This is a genomic window from Streptomyces monashensis (assembly GCF_001866665.1).
Lineage (GTDB): Bacteria > Actinomycetota > Actinomycetes > Streptomycetales > Streptomycetaceae > Streptomyces > Streptomyces monashensis.
Genome location: NZ_MLYO01000012.1, coordinates 269,537 through 294,867 on the forward strand (window position 1 = coordinate 269,537; position 25,331 = coordinate 294,867).

Here is a 25,331-nt window from a genome sequence, read left to right on the forward strand (position 1 = left end):
GAGGGATTGCGAGACGCCGGAAGGGCGGGGAGCGCACGGCCGCAGGGGTTGCCTGCACGGGCCCGGCTCACGACCGCCGTTCGCTGGATCGAGCGATGCGTTCGGCTCCTACAAAGCTAAGGGAGCGCCCCGCATCTGTCTGCACAATTACTCGGACTTCCTACTATCTGAGACGGCGCATCGCGTCACACCGCCCTGAGCTGGTCTTTCGTGCGTTCGAGGGACGGCTGGGCGAGGGAGCGCAGGGTGCGGATCAGGGCCCGTACGGCGGCGGTGGAGGCCAGTTCCGGGGTGGTGACGTAGCCGACGGAGCGGTGCGGGCGCCCGGGCCCGAGGCCGGTGATCTCCACGGCGGGCGGCGGCGCCGTGAGGGAGAGCGCGGGCATGATGGCCATGCCGAGCCCGCCGGCCACCATGGCCAGCACGGCCCCGTCGTCCTCGGCGCGCACGGTCGCGGCCGGGATCCAGTCCTGGGCGGCCCACCAGTCGCGGGTGTAGGACCCGCAGTTCTCCGCCCAGTCGACGAGCGGGAGGGCACGCGGGTCGGGGTGTCCCGCCGGGTGCACCAGGGAGTACGGCTCCTGAAGCAGCGTCGCGCCGACCAGTCGGGCGGGCGGCGGCCCGCTCAGGGTGGCGATGCCGAGGTCGGCACGCCCGGCGGCGACCTCGCCCGAGACACCCGCGCCCAGTTCCCGTACGACGGTGACGCTCACCTCGATGCCGGGGTGGAGCGCGGCGAGCCGCTCCAGGGCGGGCGGGAGCAGATGGAGGGCGGCGCTGCGGAAGGCGGCGATCCGCAGCGCGCCGCGGACCTCACCGGTGTCCGCGCCGCGGACGTCCGCGGCCATCGCCCGGAGCATCCCCAGCACCCGCCGGGCATGGGCGGCGGCCCGCTCCCCCGCGGGCGTCGGCCGGGCCCCGAACCGGCCGCGCTCGAAGAGCACGACCCCCAGTTTCCGCTCGATGCCGCGCACGGCGTGCGAGACGGCGGACTGGGTGGCCCCGAGCCGGGCGGCCGCGGCCGAGAACCCGCCCTCGTCGGCCACGGCGACCAGGATCCTCAGCTCCTGCGGGGCAAGGTCTGCTGCTGTCACTCGGGGCTCCCGCCTGCGGCTATGAGAACGATTCATGGATCGGCGCGTTCCATGAACCCAACCCGCTGCCCGGGCCCCGCATTCCTGCCTAGCGTCCCCTGCCATGACCGAGATCGCGCTCACCGTGCAGCAGACCGCCCGCCCCACCGGCTTCCCCACCCCGGACCACTTCCGCTTCGCCGAGTCCCCGGTGCCCGAACCGGCCCCCGGCACCGCCCTGGTGGAGAACGTGCTGTGGTCCGTGGACCCGTACCACCGCGAAATGATGGACGGGGACTTCGCGTTGCACGCCCCGCTGGAGGGCCGCACCCTGGGCCGGGTCGTCGCCTCGCGGACGCCGGAACTGCCCGAGGGCGAGATCGTCTTCCACCGGCAGGGCTGGCGCACCCACGCCGTGGTCCGCCCCGAGGAGGTGCGGCGCCTGCCCCATCACGCGGGCGTGCCGCTGACGGCGTATCTGAGCGTGCTGGGCGGCACGGGCCTGACGGCGTACGTCGCCCTGACCCGGATCGCCCGGCTGCGGGAGGGCGAGGACGTGTTGGTCTCCGGGGCCGCGGGCGGGGTGGGCACGGCGGCCGGCCGCTTCGCCCGGCTGCTCGGCGCGCGCCGGGTGATCGGCAGCGCGGGCGGCCCGGAGAAAGTCGCGTACCTGACGGAACAGGTGGGTTACGACGCGGCCTTCGACTACCGCGCGGCCCCGGTGGCCGACCTGCTGGCCTCGGCCGCCCCCACCGGCATCGACCTGTTCGTGGACAACGTCGGCGGCGAGCACCTGGGCGCGGCGATCGGCGCGCTGCGCGAGCGGGGCCGGGTGGCGCGGATCGGCACGATCAGCCAGTACAACACCCCGGACGCCCCGCCGGTCGTCTTCAACCACGCGGACGTCGTGGAGAAGCGCCTGCGCATCGAGGGCTTCCTGGTGAGCGACCACCGGGACGCGCAGGACGAGCTGTACGACTTCGCCGTGCCGCATCTGCGCAGCGGGGCACTGACGGCGGACGAGACGGTGGTCGACGGGTTCGAGCGGATCGTGGAGGCGTTCCTGCTGATGCTGCGCGGCGGCAACACGGGCAAGATCCTGGTCCGCGCGCATAGTTGACGCACCGTCAGGCGACGTCCCCGTCGCGCCAGTCGAGGACGAACTCCCGGTCCGACCGGAGCGCCCCGGCGAGCGCGGGCCACACGTAGATGCCCCCTTCCTCCTGCGGCAGCCGTACGATCCCGTCCGGGGACAGACCGTGCACCTGCCCGTCCCACCGCCGCCAGCCCCGGGCGGTGTAGAGCAGGGCCCCCGCCGGGCTCGCCGAGAGCGCTCCGAGGTCGTAGGCCCGCTCGATCACCCGCTCCAGCTCCCCCAGCACCCGTCCGCCGAGCCCCCTGCGCCGGGCATCCGGACGTACGGCGACGGCCTCGACGTATCCGGTGCGCAGCCAGCGCTCCCGGTGCCGGACGCGCCGCTGTACGACCGAGCCGTGGGCGGCGAGCCCGGCGTCGTCGTGGACCAGCACATGCAGGCCGCCGAGCCCGTGGTCCCAGTCCTCGTCGGAGAATCCCCCGTCGAACGCCGCGTCCAGCAGGGCGCGGGCGGCGCGGAGTTCGCGGGGCTCGAGATCGGCGGTGTGCGCGAGACGCAGTCGGACGGTCATGACTCCAGTGTCCCCGGCGGAGGTGGAAACGGGCCGGGAAGCCTGCTCGGTGGCAGGCTTCCCGGCCCGTCGCTCGGGGTGGACGAGGCTCAGCCCATGTGCGGGTACGCGTAGTCGGTCGGCGCGACCAGCGTCTCCTTGATGGCGCGGGTCAGGGTCCAGCGCATCAGGTTCTGCGGGGCGCCGGCCTTGTCGTTGGTGCCGGAGGCACGGCCGCCACCGAAGGGCTGCTGGCCGACGACGGCGCCGGTCGACTTGTCGTTGATGTAGAAGTTGCCCGCGGCGTAGCGGAGTTTCTCCATCGTGTACGCGGCCGCCGCGCGGTCGTTGGAGATGACCGAGCCGGTCAGGGCGTAGTCGGAGACCGACTCCATCTGCTCCAGCATCGCGTCGTACTGGTCGTCCTCGTAGACGTAGACGCCGAGGAACGGGCCGAAGTACTCGGTGCGGAAGATCTCGTTCTCGGGGTCGGTGGAGACGACGACCGTCGGGCGGACGAAGTAGCCGACCGAGTCGTCGTAGCTGCCGCCCGCGACGATCTCGCAGGTCGGGTCGGACGCGGCACGGTCGATCGCGGCCTTGTTCTTGGCGAAGGCGCGGTCGTCGATCACGGCGCCGATGAAGTTCGACAGGTCGGTGACGTCACCCATGGTGAGGTAGTCGACCTCGGCGGCGAACTCCTCCTTGAAGCCCGAGTTCCAGATGGAGGCCGGGATGTAGGCGCGGGAGGTCGCGGAGCACTTCTGGCCCTGGTACTCGAAGGCACCGCGGGTCAGCGCGGTCTTCAGCACGGCGCGGTCGGCGCTCGGGTGGGCGACCAGGAAGTCCTTGCCGCCGGTCTCGCCGACCAGACGCGGGTAGGAGCGGTACTTCTCGATGTTGTTGCCGACCGTCTTCCACAGGTACTGGAAGGTCTTGGTCGAACCGGTGAAGTGGATACCCGCGAGGTCCCGGTGCTCCAGGGCGACCTTGGAGACCTCGATGCCGTCGCCGGTGACGAGGTTGATGACGCCCTTGGGGAGACCCGCCTCCTCCAGCAGCCGCATCAGCAGGACGGCGGCGTGGGTCTGGGTCGGGGACGGCTTCCAGACGACGACGTTGCCCATGAGGGCCGGGGCGGTGGGCAGGTTGCCCGCGATCGCCGAGAAGTTGAACGGCGTGATCGCGTAGACGAAGCCCTCCAACGGGCGGTGGTCCATACGGTTCCAGACGCCCGGGGAGTTCGCCGGGGGCTGCTCGGCGAGGATCTGGCGGGCGTAGTGGACGTTGAAGCGCCAGAAGTCGACCAGCTCACAGGGGGTGTCGATCTCCGCCTGCTGGGCGGTCTTCGACTGGCCGAGCATCGTCGAGGCGGCGATGGTCTCGCGCCAGGGACCGGCGAGGAGTTCAGCGGCGCGCAGGATGATCGCGGCGCGGTCGTCGAAGGACATCGCGCGCCAGGCCGGCGCGGCGGCCAGGGCCGCGTCGATCGCGTCCTGCGCGTCCTGCTGCGTGGCGTGGTGACCGGTGCCGATGACGGCCTTGTGATGGTGCGGCTGGACCACCTGGAACGGCTCGCCGCCGCCCATCCGCCTCTCGCCGCCGATGGTCATCGTCAGGTCGATCGGGTTCTCGGCCAGCTCCTTGAGCTTGGCCTCCAGCCGGGCGCGCTCGGGCGAGCCGGGGGCGTAGCCGTGCACCGGCTCGTTGACGGGGGCGGGGACCTGGGTCACAGCGTCCATGAGATCCTTGACTCCTTGATCGTGAGCGGGTGTTCGGGTTCAGCCCTTGCTGACCATCGAGCGAAGGAAGAAGCGCAGGTTCGCCGGCTTCTCCGCGAGACGGCGCATGAAGTAGCCGTACCAGTCGGTGCCGTAGGCCGTGTAGACGCGCATGCGGTGACCCTCGGCGGCCAGTCGCAGGTGCTCGTCGCCGCGGATGCCGTACAGCATCTGGAACTCGTACTCGTTCGGCTTGCGGCCGGCCTGGTGGGCCAGCTCCTGGGCGATGGCGATCAGGCGCGGGTCGTGGGACCCGATCATCGGGTACCCCTCGCCGTCCATGAGGATGCGCAGGACCCGGACGTACGCCTTGTCGATCTCGTGCTTCTGCTGGTAGGCGACCTCGGCGGGCTCCTTGTAGGCGCCCTTGACGAGGCGGACGCGGCTGCCGGCGGCGGCGAGGCGGCGGGCGTCGGCCTCGGTGCGGAAGAGGTAGGCCTGGATGACGCAGCCGGTCTGCGGGAAGTCCTTCCGCAGCTCCTCGTGGATCGCGAACATCGAGTCGAGGGTGGTGTGGTCCTCGGCGTCCAGCGTCACGGTCGTACCGATCGCGGCGGCGGCCTCGACGACCGGTCGGACGTTGGCGAGGGCCAGCTCGTGCCCGCCGGGCAGCGCCTGGCCGAACATGGACAGCTTCACCGACATCTCCACCCGCTCGCCGAGCTCCAGCTCCTTGAGGTGGTCGATCAGCGCGAGGTAGGCGTCGCGGGCGGCGGCGGCCTGCTCCGGGGTGGTGATGTCCTCGCCGACGACGTCCATCGTCAGCTCCAGGCCCTTGGCCGTGAGGTCCTTGATGATCGGGACGATGTCGTCGACGGTCTCGCCCGGGATGAAGCGGTCGACGACCTGCTTGGTCACCGGGGCCGCCGAGATCAGGCGTCGCATCCGGTCGCTGCGCGACGCGGCGAGAATCACGGGACCCAGCACGGGGCACCTCCACAGACAAGCATCAAATGGGCCGTCTCCCGACGATTCGGGTACGGCACGGAGAACCACCGTGAAACCTAAGGATCTCTCCGATCGTGGGCCATCGACAGCTGTCACGCATCCGTGCACCGGATCTCAGACAGATGTATGAAGACCACCGGAAAATGAGGGAGAATGCCCGAGTGGCGGCGGATTTCAAGGGTTTCAAGGCCTTCAAGGGCGACTACCAGGAGCTCGTGGACGAGATCTCGGAGCTGCTGGGCGTCCCGGCGACCCTGGAGAACCGCGACTTCGAGCTGATCGCCTTCGGCGCGTACGACAGCGACGACGAGCTGGACCCGTCCGCGCTGGACCCGGTGCGCACCCGCTCGATCCTGACCCGGCGTTCCACGACGACGGTCCGCTCCTGGTTCGAGGGCTTCGGCATCACCCGCGCGACCGGGCCGGTGCGGATCCCGGCGAGCACGGAGGCGGGGGTCTACCGCGGCCGGATCTGTCTCCCGGTCCGCCATCGGGGTGTCGTCCTCGGCTACGTCTGGCTGCTGGACGGCGACCCTGGCCCGACGGACGCCCAACTGGCCGCCGCGATGGCGGTGGCCGGCCGGATCGGCGCACTGCTCGCGGACGAGGCGGCGGCCGGGGCCGGGCTGAGCCGGGAGCTGCGGGCGGTGCTCGGCGCGGAGCGCGGCTGGCAGCAGGACATGGCGGTGGCCGAACTGCGCACCGCCCTCGGCCCGCGCGCCGACGGCCCGCACGCCCTGATCTGTGTCGCCCCCTGGCCCTCGGCCGACCCGGACGACGCCCCGGCCGCCCGGACGATCCCGCACGCCCTCGCCCTGTGCACCCTGCCCTGGGGCGCGGCCGGGCAGTCTCTCGCGCTGCTGGTCCGGCTGCGCACCACGGAGGTGAGCGCGCCGGCGCTGGCGGCCGCCGCGCGGCTGCTGGAGGAGGCCGGGAGCGCGCGCGGCGCGGCGGGCGGCGCGGCCCGCGGGGCCGGGGCCCGGGTGGCCGCGGTGGCCGCGGCCGGTCTGGAGGGGGCGGCCCGGGCCGTACCGGGCGCCGGATACGCGGCCGGGGTCGGCGAGCCCCGGGCCGGCCTCGGCGAGCTGGGCACGATGTGGGAGGAGGCCACCGCCGCCGCACGGGCCGCGCTGGCCGAGCCGCGGTTCGGGCCGGTCGCGCAGTGGTCGGCCATCGGGCCGTACCGGCTGCTGACGGCGCTGCCACCGGAGGCCGCGCACGATCCCGTGGTCGGCCCGCTGCTCTCCCCCGTCCACCGGGAGCTGGCCCGCACCGCCGAGGTCTACCTCGACTGCGCGGGCCAGGCCGGCCGTGCGGCGGCGGAGCTGGGCATCCACCGGCAGACGCTGTACTACCGCCTGTCCCGGGTGGAACAGCTGACGGGCCTCGACCTGGACGACGGCGAGGACCGGCTGCTGCTCCACATGACACTCAAACGGACCCGCCTGTGAGCCCGCCGAGCACCTCGGCGAGGGTGGCGGGGGCCTGCGGCCGGTCCGGCCGCTGAGCGGCGGCGTGTCCGTCCGGCCGGACCAACAGGGCGCCGTGCGGGCCGAGTTCGCACCCGGCCCGGTGGTGCCGACGCCGAGCAGGTCCCGGACGGTGGAGCGGGCGCCGTCGGCGGCGAGGACGTAACGGGCCCGGAGCCGGGACTCGGCACCGGTGCGGCGGTCGGCGAGCCGCGCCACGGCGCCCCGGACTCCTCGGCCAGAGCCACGAGTTCGACTCCGGACCGCACCGGCGCGGCCGCCGCGGCGAGCAGTACCGGCTCCAGCCGGTCCTGGGAGGTGACCACGCCGAGCGCGGGGCGCTCCGGTACCGGAGCGCGCACCCCGGCCATCGCCGCCGGGGCGAAGTCGCCGCCGCCCGGGGTGTCGTGGCAGCGGATCCGGCCGTGGCGCGGCGCGAAGGCCCGGTCTGCGATCCGGGCGGCGGGGCCGAGGCGTCGGAAGATCTCCATCGAGCGCACGTCGACCAGCCGGGAGCGGGGAAACGGCGACAGCTCGTGGTGCCGCTCGACGGGCAGGCAGGGCACGCCCCAGCGGTCCGGCAGCGCCCGCGCGATGAGCCCGACCCGGCCGCAGCCGATGATCAGTACCGGGACCCCGGCGTCCCGCATGAGGCCGGTCTCCCCCGGATCGCGGCCGGCCGCGATCCGCTCAGCCCGCCTCGGCGGCCGGGACGGACGCGACGATCTGCCGCAGGCCCTCGGTGAGCGCGTCGCCGTCCGGGGCGGTCTTCGGGTCGAACGTCCACTGCGCGATGAGCCCGGTCATCAGCGTCATGTAGAAGCGGCCGAGGGTGTCGGCCGTCTCGTCGGAGACCTCCTCCTCCGGCACGCCCTGGAGCAGGGAGACGAGCCCGCGCCCGCCCTCGCGCTGCGCGCGGGCCAGGTGTTCGCGCACCTCGGGCATGTCGATGGTCATGACCTCCATGCTCAGGCGCCAGATCGAGTCCGGCTCCCGCATGGTGGCGACGATGCCGGACCACACGTTGCGGAAGCGCTCCAGCGAGCCGGGGGCGCCCTCGATCGCGGCGCCGTCGCCCCCGTCGAAGGCGTCGGACATGTTCTCCACGATCGCGATGTAGGCCTGCGCGAGGAGCGCGTCCTTCGAACCGTAGTGGTAGCCGATGGAGGCCAGGTTGGTCCCCGAGGCCTTGACGATGTCGCGCGCGGTGGTGCGCGCGAACCCCTTCTCCAGCAGGCAGCGCTTGGCGCCTTCGAGCAGATCCTCACGGTGTCCCATGCCCGTCACCCTACCCCGCGATCCATACAACCGTCCTAGACGTGCGACTTATACATTCGTTCTAGACAAGCGTTTAAGACGTCCGTATATTCCTCGGCATGACGAACTCGACGAGCACGACCGCCCCTGTCGCGGCGGGCCCCCGCGCCGGACGCCGTGAGTGGACCGCCCTCGGCGTGCTGATGCTGCCGCTGCTGCTGGTCTCGATGGACGTCTCCGTCCTGTACTTCGCGACGCCCGCGATCAGCGCGGACCTCCGCCCGAGCGGCACCCAGCAGCTGTGGATCTACGACATCTACGCCTTCGTCCTGGCCGGCCTGCTGATGACGATGGGCTCGCTCGGCGACCGCATCGGCCGCCGCAGGCTGCTCCTCACCGGGGCGGTCGCCTTCGGCGGGGCCTCGCTCCTCGCGGCCTACGCGACCAGCGCCGGCACCCTGATCGCGGCCCGCGCGATCCTCGGCATCGGCGGCGCGACCCTGATGCCGTCCACGATGGCGCTGCTTCGCACCATGTTCACCGACCCGGCCCAGCGGGCGAAGGCGATCGGGCTGTGGTCCGGCGTGATGACCGGCGGGATCGCGCTCGGCTCGGTGATGAGCGGCATCCTCGTCGAACACTTCTGGTGGGGCTCGGTCTTCCTGGTCAACCTGCCTGCGATGGCCCTGCTGCTGCTCCTCGGCCCGGTGCTGCTGCCGGAGTCGAAGGACCCGGACCCGGGCCGCTTCGACTGGCCGAGCGTCCCGCTGTCGATGGCAGCCGTGCTTCCCGTGATCTACGGCCTGAAGGAGATCCCCTCCGAGGGCTGGCACCCGCTCTACGTCGTCTCGATCGCCGTCGGCCTGCTCTTCGCGGCCCTGTTCGTCCGGCGCCAGCGCACCGCGGCCTCGCCGCTGATCCCGCCGGCCCTGCTGAAGGGCCACGGCTTCGCCCCGGCGCTGGTCCTGAACCTCGTCGCCGCGCTCGGCATGATGGGCTCGGCCATCTTCACCACGCAGTACCTGCAGTCGGTGCTCGGCAAGAGCCCGCTGTCGGCGGCACTGTGGAGCCTGCTGCCCTCGGTGTTCATCGGCGTCGCCGGTCCGCTCACCGCGCTGCTCGTCCAGCGGGGGGTCAACCGGGCGTACGTCGTCGCCGGCGGCTTCGCCGCCATGGCGGCCGGGTACGCGATGCTCACCCTGCTCGGCACCGACTCGCTGTGGCTGGTGCTGGCCGGAGCCGGTGTCCTCGCCTGCGGGATGGTCGCGATCTCGTCCCAGCTGGTGGACCTGGCCATGAGCGGCGCCCCGGTGGAGCGGGCGGGCACGGCCTCCTCACTGCTGGAGACCGGCACCGAGTTCGGCGGCGCCCTCGGCATGGCGGTGCTCGGCTCGATCGGTACGGCGCTCTACCGCCACGAGATGCCCTCGGCGGCCCCCGCCGAGGCCCGCGAGACCCTGGGCGGCGCCCTCGCCACGGCCGCCCGGCTGCCCGGCCGGGCCGGTGAGTCCCTGCTCGCCACGGCCCGGGAGGCGTTCACCAGCGGGATGCGGGGCGCGGCGCTCGCCGGCGCGGTGATCCTCGTGGCGGCGGCGGTGGGTGCGGCGCTGACCCTGCGCGGGATCGAGGCCGGGGACGAGCAGTAGGGCGGGAAAAACGCCGGGCGGGCCGACTCTCGTCAGCCCGCCCGGCGTTGTCGTGCGCGTCTCAGACGAGGTTCACGGAGCGGGCGGAGGTCGCCCCGATCTCCGACGCGACCTCGGCGAGCACCGAGGCCGCCACCGTGTCGTCCACGGTCAGCACGGCCAGCGCCTCGCCGCCCACCGCGGCGCGCGCGACCTGCATGCCGCCGATGTTGATGCCCGCCTCGCCGAGGATGCGGCCGACGGTGCCGACGACACCGGGACGGTCCTCGTAGCGCAGGACGACCATGTGGTCGGCGAGCGCGAGGTCGACGTCGTAGTCCCCGACCGCGACGATCTTCTGCACGTGCTTCGGGCCGGCCAGCGTGCCGGAGACCGCGACCTCCTCGCCGCTCGCGAGGGTGCCGCGCACGGTGACGACGTTGCGGTGCTCGTTCGACTCGGAGCTGGTGGTCAGCCGGACCTCGACACCGCGCTCCTGCGCGAACAGCGGGGCGTTGACGTACGACACCGTCTCGGCGACGACGTCCTCGAAGACGCCCTTGAGCGCGGACAGCTCCAGCACCTTCACGTCGTGCTGGGTGATCTCGCCGTAGACCTCGACGTCGAGGCGGTGCGCGACCTCGCCGGCCAGCGCGGTGAAGATGCGGCCGAGGCGCTCGGCGAGCGGCAGACCCGGCTTGACGTCCTCGGCGATGACACCGCCCTGGACGTTCACCGCGTCCGGGACCAGCTCACCGGCGAGCGCGAGGCGCACCGACCTGGCGACCGCGATGCCCGCCTTCTCCTGGGCCTCGTCGGTGGACGCGCCGAGGTGCGGGGTGCACACGACCTGGTCCAGCTCGAAGAGCGGGGAGTCGGTGCAGGGCTCCTTCGCGTACACGTCGAGGCCGGCGCCGGCGACCCGGCCCTCCTTCAGCGCCGCGTACAGCGCCGCCTCGTCGACGATGCCGCCGCGCGCGGCGTTGACGATGCGCACGTTCGGCTTGACCTTGCGCAGCGCCTCGTCGCCGATCAGGCCGAGCGTCTCGGGGGTCTTGGGCAGGTGGACGGTGATGAAGTCGGAGACCTCCAGCAACTCGTCCAGGGAGAGCACCTTGACGCCCATCTGGGCGGCGCGGGCGGGCTGGATGTAGGGGTCGTAGGCGACGACCTTCATGCCGAAGGCGGACATGCGCTGGGCGACCAGGGCACCGATGCGGCCGAGGCCGACGACACCGAGAGTCTTCTCGGCCAGCTCGACACCCGTGTACTTGCTGCGCTTCCACTCGCCGTTCTTCAGCGCGGCGTTGGCCTGCGGGATGTGGCGGGCGGTGGCGACAAGGAGACCGCAGGCCAGCTCGGCGGCGGTCACGATGTTGGAGGTCGGGGCGTTGACGACCATCACGCCGGCCTTCGTGGCGGCGGAGACGTCGACGTTGTCGAGGCCGACGCCGGCGCGGGCGACGACCTTGAGCTTCTTCGCCGCGGCGATGGCCTCGGCGTCGACCTTGGTGGCGGAGCGGATCAGGATCGCGTCGACGTCGGCGATGGCCGGGAGCAGTTCGGCTCGGTCTGCTCCGTTGGCGTGCCGGATCTCGAAGTCCGGGCCGAGTGCGTCCACGGTCGCGGGCGACAGCTCTTCAGCGATGAGTACGACGGGTTTCGAGCTCACGTGAGGTCCTCACAAGTCCAAGGCATGCGGACGGCCGTCCCGACGGCCGCAGGCGGAGGAGGGGAGCGGCGCCGGGGAATTTCCGGGGTCGCTTAGCCGCGGAAGACGCACGACGCTGTGGGCCTGACGCGTGTTGTGCAGCAGTCTAGTGGCGCCGCTGAGGGCGTTGTGCGCCGCTGCGGAAGGATCACCCGTCCGGGGCTGGACGGGGTGGACAACAGAGAAACGCAGGGGGCCGGAGCAGCATGCCCCGACCCCCTGACACGAGGCTTACGCCTCCTCGTTCACCCAGCTCATCAGCTTGCGCAGCTGCTTGCCGGTGGTCTCCAGCAGGTGCTCGGAGTCCTGCTTCTTGTACTCGTTGTACTTCTTCAGACCGCCGTGGTACTCGTCCATCCAGTTCTTGGCGAAGGTGCCGTCCTGGATCTCGGCGAGGACCTGCTTCATCTCGGCCTTGGTGGCGTCGGTGATGATCCGCGGGCCGGTGACGTAGTCGCCCCACTCGGCGGTCTCGGAGACCGACCAGCGCATCTTCTCCAGGCCGCCCTCGTACATGAGGTCCACGATCAGCTTCAGCTCGTGCAGGCACTCGAAGTAGGCGATCTCCGGCTGGTAGCCGGCCTCGACCAGGGTCTCGAAGCCCGCCTTCACCAGCGCGGCCGTACCACCGCACAGGACGGCCTGCTCGCCGAACAGGTCGGTCTCGGTCTCCTCGGTGAAGGTCGTCTTGATGACGCCGGCGCGGGTGCCGCCGATGCCCTTGGCGTACGACAGGGCCAGCGCGAAGCCGTTGCCGGAGGCGTCCTGCTCGACGGCCACGATGCACGGAACGCCGCGGCCCTCCTCGTACTGACGGCGCACCAGGTGACCCGGGCCCTTGGGGGCGACCATGCAGACGTCCACGCCGGCCGGGGGCTTGATGAAGCCGTAGCGGATGTTCAGGCCGTGGCCGAAGAAGAGGGCGTCGCCGTCCTTCAGGTTCGGGGCGATGTCCTTCTCGTAGACCTGGGCCTGGATCGGGTCCGGGACGAGGATCATGATGACGTCGGCCTCGGCAGCGGCCTCCGCGGGGGTCACCACACGCAGGCCCTGCTCCTCGGCCTTGGCCTTGGACTTGGAGCCCTCGTGCAGACCGACACGCACGTCGACACCGGAGTCGCGCAGCGACAGCGCGTGGGCGTGGCCCTGGCTGCCGTAGCCGATGACCGCGACCTTGCGGCCCTGGATGATGGACAGGTCGGCGTCAGCGTCGTAGAACAGCTCGGCCACTTTGGGTTCTCTCCTTGGTGTTCAGGTTGTGCGTCCCACCGTATGCGGTGGGGGGAGGGGAAGGTCCTGGGTCTCGGCATGCGGGCGGCCGACGTGTCGCGGCCGCCCTTTTCCAGCCGTGTTCCAGCGGTGCGGTCCAGCGGTGCTCCCGCCGGGTTCCAGCGTTACGCGGATCGGTCCAGAGCGCGCAGCGAGCGGTCCGTGATCGAGCGGGCGCCGCGGCCGATCGCGATCGTGCCGGACTGCACCAGCTCCTTGATGCCGAACGGCTCCAGCATCTTGAGCATGGCGGACAGCTTCTCGCCGGACCCGGTGGCCTCGATGGTGACGGCCTCCGGGGAGACGTCGACGGTCTTGGCGCGGAACAGCTGGACGATCTCCACGATCTGGGAGCGGGTCTCGTTGTCGGCGCGGACCTTCACCAGGACGAGTTCGCGCTGAACGGCCTGGCCGGGCTCCAGCTCGACGATCTTCAGCACGTTGACGAGCTTGTTGAGCTGCTTGGTCACCTGCTCCAGCGGCAGTTCCTCGACGCCCACCACGATGGTGATGCGGGAGATGTCGGGGTGCTCGGTGACGCCGACCGCGAGCGAGTCGATGTTGAAGCCGCGGCGGGAGAACAGGGCGGCGATGCGGGCCAGGATGCCCGGCGTGTTCTCCACCAGGACGGAGAGCGTGTGCTTGGACATTTCTCGTTCGTCTCTCTCGCTCAGTCGTCTTCGTTGTCGCCGAAGTCGGGGCGGACGTCCCGGGCGGCCATGATCTCGTCGTTGGAGGTGCCGGCGGCGACCATCGGCCAGACCATCGCGTCCTCGTGGACGATGAAGTCGATGACGACCGGACGGTCGTTGATCGAGTTCGCCTCCTCGATGACCTTGTCCAGGTCCTCGGGGCGCTCGCAGCGCAGGCCCACGCAGCCCATCGCCTCGGACAGCTTCACGAAGTCCGGGACGCGGGTGCCCCGGGCCTCCGGGTTGACGTCGTCCGGGCCGCTGTGCAGGACGGTGTTGGAGTAGCGCTGGTTGTAGAACAGGGTCTGCCACTGGCGGACCATGCCGAGGGCGCCGTTGTTGATGATGGCGACCTTGATCGGGATGTTGTTCAGCGCGCAGGTGGTCAGTTCCTGGTTGGTCATCTGGAAGCAGCCGTCGCCGTCGATCGCCCAGACCGTACGGTCCGGCTGTCCGGCCTTGGCGCCCATCGCGGCCGGGACCGCGTAGCCCATCGTTCCGGCGCCGCCGGAGTTCAGCCAGGTGGCGGGCCGGTCGTACTGGATGAAGTGCGCGGACCACATCTGGTGCTGGCCGACACCCGCGGCGAAGATCGTGCCCTCGGGGGCGAGCCGGCCGACGCGCTCGATGACCTGCTGCGGGGAGAGCGAGCCGTCCTCGGGCAGGTCGTAGCCGAGCGGGTAGGTCTCGCGCCAGCGGTTGAGGTCGCTCCACCAGGCGGTGTAGTCGCCCTGGTGGCCCTCGCTGTGCTCCTTCTGCACGGCCTGGACCAGGTCGGCGATGACCTCGCGGGCGTCACCGACGATCGGCACGTCGGCGGCGCGGTTCTTGCCGATCTCGGCCGGGTCGATGTCGGCGTGGACGATCTTGGCGTACGGGGCGAAGCTGTCCAGCTTGCCGGTGACGCGGTCGTCGAAGCGGGCGCCGAGGGCGACGATCAGGTCGGCCTTCTGCAGCGCGGTGACGGCGGTGACCGCACCGTGCATGCCCGGCATTCCCACGTGCAGCGGGTGGCTGTCGGGGAACGCGCCGAGCGCCATCAGGGTGGTGGTGACGGGCGCTCCGGTGAGTTCGGCGAGGACCTTCAGCTCCGCGGTGGCCTGCGCCTTGATGACGCCGCCGCCGACGTAGAGGACGGGCCGCTTGGCGGCGGTGATCAGCTTGGCGGCCTCGCGGATCTGCTTGGCGTGCGGCTTGGTCACCGGGCGGTAGCCGGGCAGGTCCATGACGGGCGGCCAGGTGAAGGTGGTCTTCGCCTGCAGGGCGTCCTTGGCGATGTCGACGAGGACCGGGCCCGGGCGGCCGGTGGAGGCGATGTGGAACGCCTGCGCGATGATCCGCGGGATGTCCTCCGCCTTGGTGACGAGGAAGTTGTGCTTGGTGATCGGCATGGTGATGCCGACGATGTCCGCCTCCTGGAAAGCGTCCGTGCCGATCGCCTTGGAGGCGACCTGGCCGGTGATCGCGACCATCGGGACGGAGTCCATGTGGGCGTCGGCGATCGGCGTGACCAGGTTGGTGGCGCCGGGGCCGCTCGTCGCCATGCAGACGCCGACCTTGCCGGTGGCCTGCGCATAACCGGTGGCCGCGTGTCCGGCGCCCTGCTCGTGCCGGACCAGGACGTGACGCACCCGGGTGGAGTCCATCAGCGGGTCGTACGCCGGCAGGATCGCGCCGCCGGGAATGCCGAATACCGTGTCCGCGCCGACCTCCTCGAGGGAGCGGATGAGGGACTGCGCACCCGTGACGTGCTCGACGGGGGCGGACTGCTGTCCTCCGGATCGGGGCCGCGGCTGCGGATGGGCCCCGGTGGCCTGCTCGGTCATCGGCATTCTCTTCTCGATGCTGAGGGTTTTTGCGAGGTTTGTACGGAGTTCAAGTGCCACACGATCGGTGCTCGTGCAACAAAAAACCCCTCGTGCCGTAAGGCAAGCGAGGGGAGCGCGCCGGTGCGGTCGCTGGGGATTCCGGATCGTCCTCCGGTGGGTCCCAGCTCAGCCGACGCGCTTGCCAAGTACGAGAATTCGGGTGCGCATGGCACTGACCCTCCCTCTGACGCGCACCACGTGTCAAGTGGGTGGGACGGGAGTCTCAGAATGTGAGCGAAGGGCACTGCCGCCTCCGAAGACAGCGGGAACACCTTCTGTGTACACCCCCGCACCCCACTCCACCATGTGCTTCGCCTACTCGCCCACGGCCCGTGTCACCTCCGGGGCCCGCCGCTCGGCGCCGGGGCCACGACCGTGCTCAGCCCTTCGGGCCGCAGCGCGTCGGACCGCAGCGTCTCGGACCGCAGTGCGGCCCCGCTCTCGATGCCGACGCGTCCCTGTGGCTCGCACACGCTGACCGCGAACGCCGGCTCGGCCGGTGCGTGCGGCACCGGGTAGTGGCCGGATCCGAGCGCCCGGCGCAGCCGGTACTCGTCCACGGGCCCGGCGAACGCCATGCCCTGCCCGTGCGTGCAGCCCATCGCGCGCAGTGCGACGACCTGCTCCGGCAGGTCCACGCCCTCGGCCACGGACTGGAGCCCGAGATCCCCGGCGATCCGCAGCAGACCGCTGGTGATCTTGTGCAGCCGCGCGGACTCCACGACGCCCTCGACCAGGCCGCGGTCGAGCTTCAGGATGTCGACCGGAAGCCTGCGCAGGGCCGTGATCGCCGCGTAGCCGCTGCCGAAGCCGTCCAGCGCGATCCGCACCCCGAGCCGGCTGAGCGCGGTCAGGCGCCGCTCCAGATCCTCCAGGCAGACCCGCGGATCGGTGTCGGACAGCTCCACGATCAGCGCGCCGGGCGGCAGCCCGTGCCGGGTGAGCAGCGCCTCCACCGAGCCGAGCGGCATGGAGCGGTCCAGCAGCCGGCGGGCGCTCATCCGGACGGTGACCGGCATGACGAGCCCGGTCGCGGCCCGCTCGGCGGCCTGCTCGACGGCCTCCTGCACGATCCAGCGGTCCAGCTCGGCGGTCTTGTCACCGTCCTCGGCCACCCGCAGGAACTCGGCCGGGGTGAACAGCACCCCCTGGGACGAGCGCCAGCGCGCCTGCGCCGAGACCGCCGTGATCCGGCCGTTCTCCAGGCACACCACCGGCTGGTGCAGCAGCGCGAACTCGCCGTCGTGCAGTGCGGCGCGCAGCCGGGTGGCCAGCTCCGCCTTGCGTACGACGTCCTGCTGCATCTGCGGCTTGTAGAGCTCGACGCGGCCCTTTCCGGCCGCCTTCGCGCGGTACATCGCGAGGTCGGCGTTGCGCAGCAGCTCGCCCGCGCCGAGGCCCGGTTCGGCGAAGGCGACCCCGATGGACGCGTTGACCCGGACGTCGTTGCCGTCGATGGCGTAGGGCTGGGAGAGGGTCACCCTGAGGCGGTCGGCGAGCTCCAGGATGTTGCGCTCCCGGGCGGCACGGTCGCGGGTGCCGTCCCCGACGATCAGGGCCGCGAACTCGTCGCCGCCCAGCCGGGAGGCGGTGTCCCCCTGCCGGACCGCGTCCTGGAGTCTGCGTGCGGCCTGGACGAGCAGTTCGTCCCCGGCCTGGTGCCCGATCGTGTCGTTGACGGCCTTGAAGCCGTCCAGGTCGATGAAGAGCACCGCCGTGTTGCGCAGCGCCGCGCCCCGGTCGGTGGCCCGGCGGCCGGACAGGGCCTGCTGGACGCGCCGGGTGAACAGCGCGCGGTTGGGCAGGTCGGTCAGCGGGTCGTGCTCGGCGTTGTGCTGCAACTGTGCCTGGAGGCGGACGCGTTCGGTCACGTCCCGGCTGTTGAAGATCAGCCCGCCGTGGTGCCGGTTGACGGTCGACTCGACGTTGAGCCAGCCTCCCCCGCTCTCGGCTTCTCCCCCAGCCTCCGGCCGGGAGGTGCCCCCAGAGCGGGAGGTGCCCCCACCGCCGGAGCGGAAGCGGCACTCGATGCGGGTGGTGGGCTCCTCCAGCGGGCTGGCGGCGAGGAAGCGGCGCACCTCGTGCACCACGCAGCCCAGGTCCTCCGGATGGATGAGACCGGCCAGCTCCGTGCCGACCAGGTCCTCGGCGGGCCGGCCGTAGACCCCGGCGGCGGCCGGGGAGACGTACCGCAGGACGCCGTTGGGCGCGGCGATCATGATGACGTCGCTGGAGCCCTGGACCAGGGAGCGGAAGTGGTTCTCCTTCTGCGCCAGTTCCTGGGTGAGGGTGATGTTGTCCAGCAGCATGATGCCCTGCCGGATCACGAGCGCGAGCACGACCATGCCCGCCGTGATCAGCACGACGTGGTCGGGCCGACGGCCGTTGAGGACGTTGTACAGGATGCCCAGGGTGCACACGGCGGCGGCGAGGTACGGGGTGAGCGCGGCGAGCGAACCGGTCAGCGGACGGCCGGCCGGATACCGGCTGTGGTCGCTGCCCGGCGCGGGCACGGGCACGTGCGGATGGCCCGGGCCGCGCTGTCCGGGCACGTGCTCGTGGATCACGCGCGTGTGCCCGTCCGGCCGGTGCGTCTCCTGCGCGCACCGGTGCCGGGCGGCCCAGGGGGCGTAGGCGAGCAGCAGCGAACCGGCGAACCAGCCGGCGTCCAGCAGCTGGCCGGAGCGGTAGCTGCTGTGCAGCAGCGGGGAGGTGAACAGCGCGTCGCACATCACGGTCAGCGCGAGCGCGCCGATCGCGGTGTTCACCGCCGTGCGGTTGCCCGGGGAGCGGCGGAAGTGCAGCGCGAGCACCATGCTGACCAGCGCGATGTCGAGCAGCGGGTACGCCAGCGACAGCGCGGTGTGGGGCACGCTCGGTCCGTCGAAGCGGGCCGCCTGGGCGAGTGCGAGGCTCCACGACAGGGTCAGCAGCGAGCCGCCGATCAGCCAGGCGTCCAGCCCGAGGCAGATCCAGCCGGCCTTGCTCACCGGACGCTTGGCCAGCACCAGCAGGCCGACGATGGCGGGCGGCGCGAAGCACAGGAAGAACAGGTCCGCGTAGCTGGGCGTGGGCACGGGCCGGCCGAGGACGACCTCGTACCACCCCCAGACCGCGTTGCCCAGGGACGCCATCATCGACGACAGGGCGAACAGCAGCCAGGCCGATCGGAAGCGGACGCGCGGGCTGCGGGAGTACAGGAAGCAGGAGACGGCGGCGACTCCGGCCGCCGCGCTGAGCCCGAAGTCGCCCATGATCAACGCCACTTCGTGCGTGCCCCAGTCGAACGCGGCCCCGACGGCGTAGACCGCGCAGACCAGGGCGAGAACGAGTTGCTCCGTCACGCGCGAGCCCTCGCCTGCGGCCGGCCGGAGCGGCGGCGGCGCCTCCTGCGGGTGCGGTGCGCGCACCGCGTCCTCGAACGTGGTCGTCACTGTGAGCGGCGCAGTCACCGGGGCCTCCCGGTCTGCGCCGCTCCCCGGTCGCGCCGGTCCCGCTGCGCTGGGTGCGCGTGCCGCCTGCGGGCGCTCTGCCTGCGCTGCTGGTTGCTGTGGTGGCCGGTGTGGTGACCGCGCCTGCGCGCGGTCGTGCGCCAGGGTCGCCGTCGGCGGCTCCGCCGCGTCGGATCGTTCGTCCATAGGCCGTGCATCGCCCGTCGCCCCCCTCACAAAATCTGAAATATCCATCCCCGGCGCCGACACGTCAGCGGCGCTGCCCCTCGTCGGGACGATACACCAGGATCGTCACTCAGGGACATAGCCTCTCTACGCTCCGTGACGACCAGCGAAGATGCGGCAACGGCCCGCGTCCGAGGGGTTGCGGAGGGTGCCGGACGGGGGGTACCGCGCTCGCGCGAAACCGGGAACGGGACGGTTCAGCGCCCGCCGTCGTCCGCCGTTTCGGCGTCCGTCGTCAGGATCACGTTGCGCAGCGGCCGCTGGTTCACGAAGCGCGTCAGCTGGTCGACGAGCAGCCGCTCGGCGCGGGGCAGGAAGGCCGAGGAGGGGCCGCCGACATGGGGGCTGATCAGCACTCCGGGCGCCTGCCAGAGGGGGTGGCCGGGCGGCAGCGGCTCGGGGTCGGTGACGTCCAGGGCGGCGGTGATCCGGCCGCTCTTCAGCTCGGCGAGCAGCGCCTCGGTGTCCACGACCGATCCGCGGGCGACGTTGACGAGCAGCGCGCCGTCCTTCATCCGCGCGAGGAACTCGGCGTCGACGAGCCCGTGTGTGGCCGAAGTGAGAGGAGTGGACACGATGACGACGTCCGCGTCCGGAAGCAGTGAGAGCACATCGGCGATCGGGTGCACAAGACCGCGCGCTGTGGTGCGCCCCGAGCGCGCGATGCGCGCCACCCGCGCAACCTCGAAGGGTGTGAGCCGGTCCTCGATGGCCTCGCCGATGGCTCCGTACCCGACGATGAGCACGCTCTTGTCGGCCAGCGCGGGCCGGAACCCGCCCTCCCAGCGCCCCTGTTGCTGGGCGCGCACGAAGCCGGGGATGCCGCGCAGGGAGGCGAGGGTGAGGGTGAGGGCGAGTTCGGCGGTGCTCGTCTCGTGCACACCGCGCGCGTTGCACAGCGTGACGCCCGGCGCGAGGGAGTCGAGCCGCCCGAGGATGTCGTCCACGCCGGCCGTGAGCGTCTGGATGAGCCGCACCCGGGTCAGCCGCTCCAGCGGCCGCACCCGCACCGGCAGCGGCTTCATGTACGGCACCACGTACACCGCGCAGTCCGCGGGATCCCCGGGAAACTCCTGCTCACCGTCCGCACCACCGTCCCAGAACAGGTACCGGGGCCCGACGGGCAGCCCCTCGATCTGCTCGGGCGGGATGGGCAGCCACACGTCCGTAGTCATGGAACGGAGGCTAGGGCCTGCCCGGCGGGTCAGGCCAAAGGAGGCCGGCGGTAACTCATGAGCGCAGGTGAGCGGGGTCATGGGGTCCCCCCGCTCGAGCGAAGCCGAGCGTGGGGGAGAAGCCGAGCGTGGGGGAGTCGGCGATCGACGACGCCGCCGCAGATGCGCGTGCCGGACCCACGTCCTTGGCAGGATCCGCCGGGCAGGCCCTAGGTCAGGGCCTCGGGAGCGCAGAGGTTAGGTTGGAGGTGAGAAGAGGGAGGGTCGCGAGCAGGTGGAGCGCAGGACGATCGGCGCGGGGGCACTCGCGGTGGGGGCCGTCGGACTCGGGTGCATGCCGATGAGCTGGGCGTACAGCGCCTCACGGCGGCGCGGCGAGGAGTCGCTGAGAGCGGTGCACCGGGCGCTGGACCTGGGGACGACCCTCCTCGACACGGCGGACATGTACGGCCCGTTCACCAACGAGCTGCTGCTGGGCCGGGTGCTGAAGGAGCGCCGCGGCGACGCCTTCGTGTCGACGAAGGTGGGGCTGCTGGTGGGCGAGCAGCACATCGTGGCCAACGGCCGCCCCGGCTACGTCAAACGGGCCTGCGACGCCTCCCTGCGCCGCCTGCAGACCGACGTCATCGACCTCTACCAGCTACACCGCGCCGACCCCGAGGTCCCGGTCGAGGAGACATGGGGCGCGATGGCGGAGCTGGTGCGGGCCGGCAAGGTGCGGGCGCTCGGCCTGTGCGCGGTGGGAGCGCGCGGCGGCCGCCGCTCGGACGCCGGGCTGCACGACGGCACCCTGCGTCAACTGCGGCGGGTGCAGCAGGTGTTCCCGGTGGCCGCGGTGCAGGCGGAGCTGTCGGTGTGGTCGCCGGAGGCGCTGGACGGGCTGCTGCCGTGGTGCGAGGCGCGGGGCGTGGGCTTCCTCGCGGCGATGCCGCTGGGCAACGGCTTCCTGACCGGCACGCTGACCCCGGGCGAGGGTTTCGAACCGGACGACCTGCGCGCCCGCCACCCCCGCTTCACGGCCGAGATGATGGCGGCCAACCAGCCGATCGTCGCGGGCCTGCGCCACATCGCGCGCCGCCACGGCGAGGACGTCACCCCGGCCCAGGTGGCCCTCGCGTGGGTCCTCGCCCAGGGCCGCCACGTCATCGCCGTACCGGGCACGAAGCGGGACCGCTGGGCCGCACAGAACGCCTCGGCGTCCGGGCTGAGCCTGACCCCACAGGACCTGACCGAGATCTCCCACCTGCCGGCGGCCCAGGGCTCATGGGACTGAGGACCAGCGCGGCGGACGGGGACCGCGGACCTGAGGACCGCGCGACGGGCGGGGACCGGGATCCGAGGATCCGCACCTCCAAGGGCGACCGCGCACCTGAGGATCCGCGCTTCCGACCGGCAGCGCGGGCCTGGGCAGTGCGCATCCAACGGACGTCGGGGGCTTGCGAACCCGCGCGGCCGGGGAGCCGCGAACTCCGCGGGGCCTGAGGGCCGGTGGCCTCGCGAGCGGCCCGGGGGCGGGCAGGAGTCGCGGATCCCGCTGAAGGGCACGGCGGTGGCCGCCGCCCCGCAGGCCTTCCTCACCGGCGCGTACGGCCGCCTGCGCACGGTCGTCGCGGCGGGCGGCCGCAAGATCTGGCTGGTGACGAGCAACACGGACGGCCGGGGCACGCCGAACAAGGGCGACGACCGGGTGCTGGAGGCACAGGTGCGGTGAGCCGGCACCCGGGTACCGATGACCGGCTGCCGGCTGCCAGTCGTCAGTCATCATCCCCGGACTCCGCCTCGGCGGCCGGTTCCTCTGCGGGCGATGGCTCCGGCAGGCGTACGACCACCTTGCCCGATGCCAGGTCTATCGGCCCCCGCCCCGGATCGCCGTCGCCGACGTCCTCGCGGGTCAGCTCCAGGCGGTTCTGCTCGTCCCGGGTGTGCTTGCGGCTGGGCGCGAACAGTTCCTCGAAGGCGTTGAACACGGCGTCTCCCCCGCTCTCTCCTCGTAGTGCTCTCTCCCGCCGACCGGCCCTCTACAGCGTACGAGTCAGCCCGCCGACGGCGCAGGGGCGGTCTCGGCCGGGAACAGCTCCAGCCGGTGGGCCAGCGCAGCCGCCTCTCCCCGGCCCGAGACGCCGAGTTTGCTCAGGATGTTGGAGACGTGGACGCTCGCCGTCTTCGGGGAGATGAACAGCTCCTCGGCTATCTGACGGTTGGTGCGGCCGGCCGACACCAGACGCAGGACGTCCCGCTCGCGCATGGTGAGGCCGAGGGCCGCGGCCGGGTCGGCGGGGGCCAGGGCCTGGCGTGCGGCGCGGGTCAGGGTGAGACGGGCGCGCTGGGCGAGGCGGGCGACCGCGTCGGCCAGGGGGCGGGCGCCCAGGTGGTCGGCGACCGCGCCGGACAGCCGGAGCAGTTCCACCGCGCGGTCGCGTTCGTCGTCCCCGGCGCCGGCTTCGGCGAGGAGGGCTCCGGCGAGCCGGTGGCGGACCCGGGCGAGGTCGTAGGGGCGGTCCAGGCTCTCGAAGGCGGTGACGACCGGCGACCAGGTGTCGGCGGAGTCCGTGCTCTGCGCGCGCAGCAGTTCGGCACGGGTCCACTGCTCGTAGGCCTGCCAGAGCGGGGCGCCCGTGGTGAGTCCGCGGACGGTCTCACGGAGGCGGTCGAGGGTCTCCTCGCGGCCGGGCCCGGCGGCGGGCACGGTGCGGGTGTCGGCCTCGGCGGTGGCGGCGGCCAGCAGCAGGGGCCAGCCGTAGCGCTGGGTGCCGGGCGGGAATCCGGCGTCCAGGGCCCGGAGCAGCTCGGTGCGGGCGTCGGCCACCCGGCCCTGCGCGGCGGCGAGGCCGAGGGTGACGCGGGCCAGCGGCAGGGAGTGCTGGGGCATGGGGTCGTGGGTGCCGTAGTGGGCGCGGGCGGCGGCAAGGTGCCGGCCGGCCTCGGCGAGGTCGCCGCGGGCCAGCGCGATATAGGCCAGGCGCAGGGCGCCCGAGCCGCGTGGCTGGGCGCCGTGGCCGCCCCGGGCCGCGTGCGCGGCGGCCTCGGCCGCCTGCGGCCACTGGCCGAGCGCGTAGAGCGACTCGGACAGGTTGCACCACATCCAGGGCTCGGAGTCCAGCAGTCCGTGGGCGCGGGCGTAGGCGAGGCCTTCGCGCAGCAATTCGGCGGACTCGCGGTCACGGCCGACGGACTGGAGCTCGGACGGCAGGTTCACATAGGCGCGGCCCGCGACCTGGTCCACGCCCTCGGCGACGGTGTCCGCCAGCACCTGCCGCATCTGCGCGAGGCCGGTCTCGAAGTCGCCGGCGTCCACCTGGAGGCCCGCCAGGGTGAGGCGGGCGTGCAGTTCGGTGTCGCGGGCGCCCACCATGCGCGCGTACTCCACGGCCCGCTCGGCGGCGGCGAAGGCCTCCGCTCCGGGCCGGTGCAGCATGGACCAGTTGGCGGCGAGCGCCAGCACCTCGGCGTGCACCTCCGAGGGCGGCAGACCGCGGACCAGGTCCTGGGCGGTGGCCAGTTCCGGCCAGCCGTCGCCGCGGGCCAGGGACTGGACCAGACGGGAGCGCTGGATCCAGAACCAGGCGGCGCGCAGGGGGTCCGGCTCCTCGTCCAGGAGGCGCAGCGCCCGCTTGGTGATCTTCAGGGCACGTTCGCGCTCGCCGCCGAAGCGGCCCGCGACGGCGGCCTCGGCCAGCAGGTCGAGGTAGCGCAGCGGGGTGGTGGCCGGGTCGCAGCCGCAGGGAGGGTAGACCTCGGCGCAGTCGATCGGGCGCAGGACGCGGCGCACGTCCTCGGGGGCGCTGTCCCACAGTTCCATCGCCCGCTCCAGCAGCCCCAGTTGCTCGGTGTAGGCGTGCCGGCGGCGGGCCACGACGGAGGCGGCCAGGACGGCGGGCAGGGCCTTGGCGGCGTCGTGCGCGTGGTACCAGTAGCTGGCCAGGCGCATCACGCGCGCGTCGGCCGGGACGAGCGTGGGGTCGGCCTCGACGGCTTCGGCGTAGCGTCGGTTGAGCCGGGAGCGCTCGCCGGGCAGCAGGTCGTCGGCGACGGCCTCACGGACCAGGGAGTGCCGGAAGCGGTAGCCGTCACCGGCCGCGGTGACCGTGAGGATGTTGATGCCGACGGCGGCCCGCAGCGCCTCGATGAGATCGTCCTCGGTGAGCCCGGCGACGGCGGCGATCAGCCGGTACTCCACGGTGGAGCCGCCCTCGGCGACGATCCGGGCGACCCGCTGGGCGCGCTCGGGCAGCGCCTCGACCCGGACGAGGAGCAGATCGCGCAGGGAGTCGGTGAGGCCGGTGCAGCAGCCCTCCCAGGCGGCGACGGCGAGTTCCTCGACGAAGAAGGCGTTGCCGTCGGAGCGTTCGAAGATGTCGTCGACCTGGTCGGGGTCGGGTTCGGCGGCGATGATGCCGGCGATCTGGCGGCCGACCTCCTCGCGCGTGAAGCGGGCGAGCTCGACCCGGCGGACGGTGCGCAGCCGGTCCAGCTCGGCGAGCAGGGGGCGCAGCGGGTGGCGGCGGTGGATGTCGTCGGAGCGGTAGCTGGCGAGGACGAGGAGCCGGCCGGCGCGCAGGGTGCGCAGGAGGTAGGCGAGCAGATGGCGGGTGGAGGCATCGGCCCAGTGCAGGTCCTCCAGGACGAACACGACGGGCCGGTCGGCGGCGACCCGCTCCAGCAGGCGGGCGGTCAGCTCGAACAGGCGGGCCATGCCCTGCTCGTCGTGCCGGCCGGCGCCGGCCTCGCCCAGGTCGGGCAGGAGCCGGGCCAGCTCCTCCTCCTGCCCGCACGCGGCGGCGGCGAACTGCTCGGGCAGTGCGTCGCGCAGGGCGCGCAGCGCGGCGGAGAACGGGGCGAACGGCAGCCCGTCCGCGCCGATCTCGACGCAGCCGCCGACGGCGACGACCGCGTGCCGCCCGGCGGCCGCGGCGAACTCCTCGACGAGGCGGGTCTTGCCGACCCCCGCCTCGCCGCCGAGCAGCAGTGCCTGCGGCTCGCCGGCGCGGGCGCGGGCGAGCGCGTCGTTCAGCGTGTCCAACTCGTCGGCGCGGCCGACGAACACGGGACTGACGGACCTGGTCTCCACGGGCCCGAGCATCGCACGAGGTCCGGGTGGCGGGTCACCGGTTTTCCACAGGTCCGGTGTGATGGTCGTACC

17 protein-coding genes and 3 pseudogenes are annotated in these 25,331 nt (G+C 72.5%); 5 read left to right on the forward strand and 15 right to left on the reverse strand.

The window, feature by feature from the left end:
- Positions 1 to 185: 185 nt before the first annotated feature.
- Positions 186 to 1,094, reverse strand: a complete 909-nt coding sequence (locus tag BIV23_RS06045; protein ID WP_071379675.1) for a LysR family transcriptional regulator — start codon at positions 1,092 to 1,094, stop codon at positions 186 to 188.
- A 103-nt stretch (positions 1,095 to 1,197) separates the two neighbouring features.
- Between BIV23_RS06045 and BIV23_RS06050 the strand changes: the two genes are divergently transcribed.
- Entirely contained in the window at positions 1,198 to 2,193 is a 996-nt protein-coding gene (locus tag BIV23_RS06050) for an NADP-dependent oxidoreductase (protein WP_071379676.1), read from the forward strand.
- A 7-nt stretch (positions 2,194 to 2,200) separates the two neighbouring features.
- On the opposite strand, the gene BIV23_RS06055 is transcribed toward BIV23_RS06050, so the two are convergent.
- The 3 genes from BIV23_RS06055 to BIV23_RS06065 all read right to left on the reverse strand — a co-directional run bounded on the left by BIV23_RS06055 (position 2,201) and on the right by BIV23_RS06065 (position 5,427).
- On the reverse strand, positions 2,201 to 2,740 hold the full coding sequence (locus BIV23_RS06055) for a GNAT family N-acetyltransferase (RefSeq protein WP_071379677.1): 540 nt from the start codon (positions 2,738 to 2,740) through the stop codon (positions 2,201 to 2,203).
- 89 nt (positions 2,741 to 2,829) lie between these two features.
- Positions 2,830 to 4,461 carry an L-glutamate gamma-semialdehyde dehydrogenase gene (pruA, locus tag BIV23_RS06060; RefSeq protein ID WP_071379678.1) on the reverse strand — a complete coding sequence of 544 codons (1,632 nt, stop codon included), beginning with the start codon at positions 4,459 to 4,461 and terminating at the stop codon, positions 2,830 to 2,832.
- Positions 4,462 to 4,500: 39 nt separating this feature from the next.
- Positions 4,501 to 5,427: a proline dehydrogenase family protein gene (locus tag BIV23_RS06065; RefSeq protein ID WP_071379679.1), complete on the reverse strand. Its 927-nt coding sequence runs from the start codon at positions 5,425 to 5,427 to the stop codon at positions 4,501 to 4,503.
- A 164-nt stretch (positions 5,428 to 5,591) separates the two neighbouring features.
- Here BIV23_RS06065 and BIV23_RS06070 point away from each other — a divergent pair, with 164 nt between their 5' ends.
- On the forward strand, positions 5,592 to 6,899 hold the full coding sequence (locus BIV23_RS06070; protein WP_107471089.1) for a PucR family transcriptional regulator: 1,308 nt from the start codon (positions 5,592 to 5,594) through the stop codon (positions 6,897 to 6,899).
- Between the two features lie 171 nt (positions 6,900 to 7,070).
- Here the strand turns inward: BIV23_RS06070 and BIV23_RS53130 are convergent.
- From BIV23_RS53130 to BIV23_RS06075, 3 genes and pseudogenes are all read right to left on the reverse strand, one after another.
- Positions 7,071 to 7,136 (reverse strand): annotated as a pseudogene (locus tag BIV23_RS53130) (hypothetical protein); the annotation flags it as partial.
- A gap of 74 nt (positions 7,137 to 7,210) precedes the next feature.
- Positions 7,211 to 7,567 (reverse strand): annotated as a pseudogene (locus BIV23_RS45720) (FAD-dependent monooxygenase); the annotation flags it as partial.
- 40 nt (positions 7,568 to 7,607) lie between these two features.
- Positions 7,608 to 8,195: a TetR/AcrR family transcriptional regulator gene (locus tag BIV23_RS06075; RefSeq protein WP_071379681.1), complete on the reverse strand. Its 588-nt coding sequence runs from the start codon at positions 8,193 to 8,195 to the stop codon at positions 7,608 to 7,610.
- Between the two features lie 98 nt (positions 8,196 to 8,293).
- On the opposite strand from BIV23_RS06075, the gene BIV23_RS06080 reads away from it, so the two are divergent.
- Positions 8,294 to 9,820 (forward strand): MFS transporter, encoded by a 1,527-nt coding sequence (locus BIV23_RS06080; protein ID WP_071379682.1) that lies wholly within the window; start codon positions 8,294 to 8,296, stop codon positions 9,818 to 9,820.
- A 61-nt stretch (positions 9,821 to 9,881) separates the two neighbouring features.
- On the opposite strand, the gene serA is transcribed toward BIV23_RS06080, so the two are convergent.
- The 6 genes from serA to BIV23_RS06110 form a co-directional block, all read right to left on the reverse strand.
- A complete protein-coding gene (gene serA, locus BIV23_RS06085; protein WP_071379683.1) occupies positions 9,882 to 11,471 on the reverse strand; it encodes a phosphoglycerate dehydrogenase in 1,590 nt (529 codons plus the stop codon).
- Positions 11,472 to 11,741: 270 nt separating this feature from the next.
- Complete coding sequence (gene ilvC / locus BIV23_RS06090) at positions 11,742 to 12,740, reverse strand: ketol-acid reductoisomerase (protein WP_071379684.1); 999 nt, start codon at positions 12,738 to 12,740, stop codon at positions 11,742 to 11,744.
- Positions 12,741 to 12,904: 164 nt separating this feature from the next.
- The gene (ilvN, locus tag BIV23_RS06095) at positions 12,905 to 13,429 is read right to left on the reverse strand and encodes an acetolactate synthase small subunit (protein ID WP_071379685.1); all 525 of its coding nucleotides are present in this window, start codon (positions 13,427 to 13,429) and stop codon (positions 12,905 to 12,907) included.
- Positions 13,430 to 13,449: 20 nt separating this feature from the next.
- The gene (locus BIV23_RS06100) at positions 13,450 to 15,297 is read right to left on the reverse strand and encodes an acetolactate synthase large subunit (protein ID WP_177239730.1); all 1,848 of its coding nucleotides are present in this window, start codon (positions 15,295 to 15,297) and stop codon (positions 13,450 to 13,452) included.
- A gap of 377 nt (positions 15,298 to 15,674) precedes the next feature.
- Entirely contained in the window at positions 15,675 to 18,791 is a 3,117-nt protein-coding gene (locus BIV23_RS06105) for a putative bifunctional diguanylate cyclase/phosphodiesterase (RefSeq protein WP_245790384.1), read from the reverse strand.
- 422 nt (positions 18,792 to 19,213) lie between these two features.
- The gene (locus tag BIV23_RS06110) at positions 19,214 to 20,191 is read right to left on the reverse strand and encodes a 2-hydroxyacid dehydrogenase (protein WP_177239732.1); all 978 of its coding nucleotides are present in this window, start codon (positions 20,189 to 20,191) and stop codon (positions 19,214 to 19,216) included.
- 274 nt (positions 20,192 to 20,465) lie between these two features.
- On the opposite strand from BIV23_RS06110, the gene BIV23_RS06115 reads away from it, so the two are divergent.
- Positions 20,466 to 21,464 (forward strand): aldo/keto reductase, encoded by a 999-nt coding sequence (locus BIV23_RS06115; RefSeq protein WP_071379688.1) that lies wholly within the window; start codon positions 20,466 to 20,468, stop codon positions 21,462 to 21,464.
- Between the two features lie 252 nt (positions 21,465 to 21,716).
- Positions 21,717 to 21,902: pseudogene (locus BIV23_RS45730) on the forward strand (PQQ-dependent sugar dehydrogenase); the annotation flags it as partial.
- A gap of 43 nt (positions 21,903 to 21,945) precedes the next feature.
- On the opposite strand, the gene BIV23_RS06120 reads toward BIV23_RS45730, so the two are convergent.
- A complete protein-coding gene (locus tag BIV23_RS06120; protein WP_071379689.1) occupies positions 21,946 to 22,158 on the reverse strand; it encodes a DUF6191 domain-containing protein in 213 nt (70 codons plus the stop codon).
- A gap of 65 nt (positions 22,159 to 22,223) precedes the next feature.
- Positions 22,224 to 25,271: a helix-turn-helix transcriptional regulator gene (locus BIV23_RS06125; RefSeq protein WP_107471090.1), complete on the reverse strand. Its 3,048-nt coding sequence runs from the start codon at positions 25,269 to 25,271 to the stop codon at positions 22,224 to 22,226.
- Positions 25,272 to 25,331: the final 60 nt, after the last annotated feature.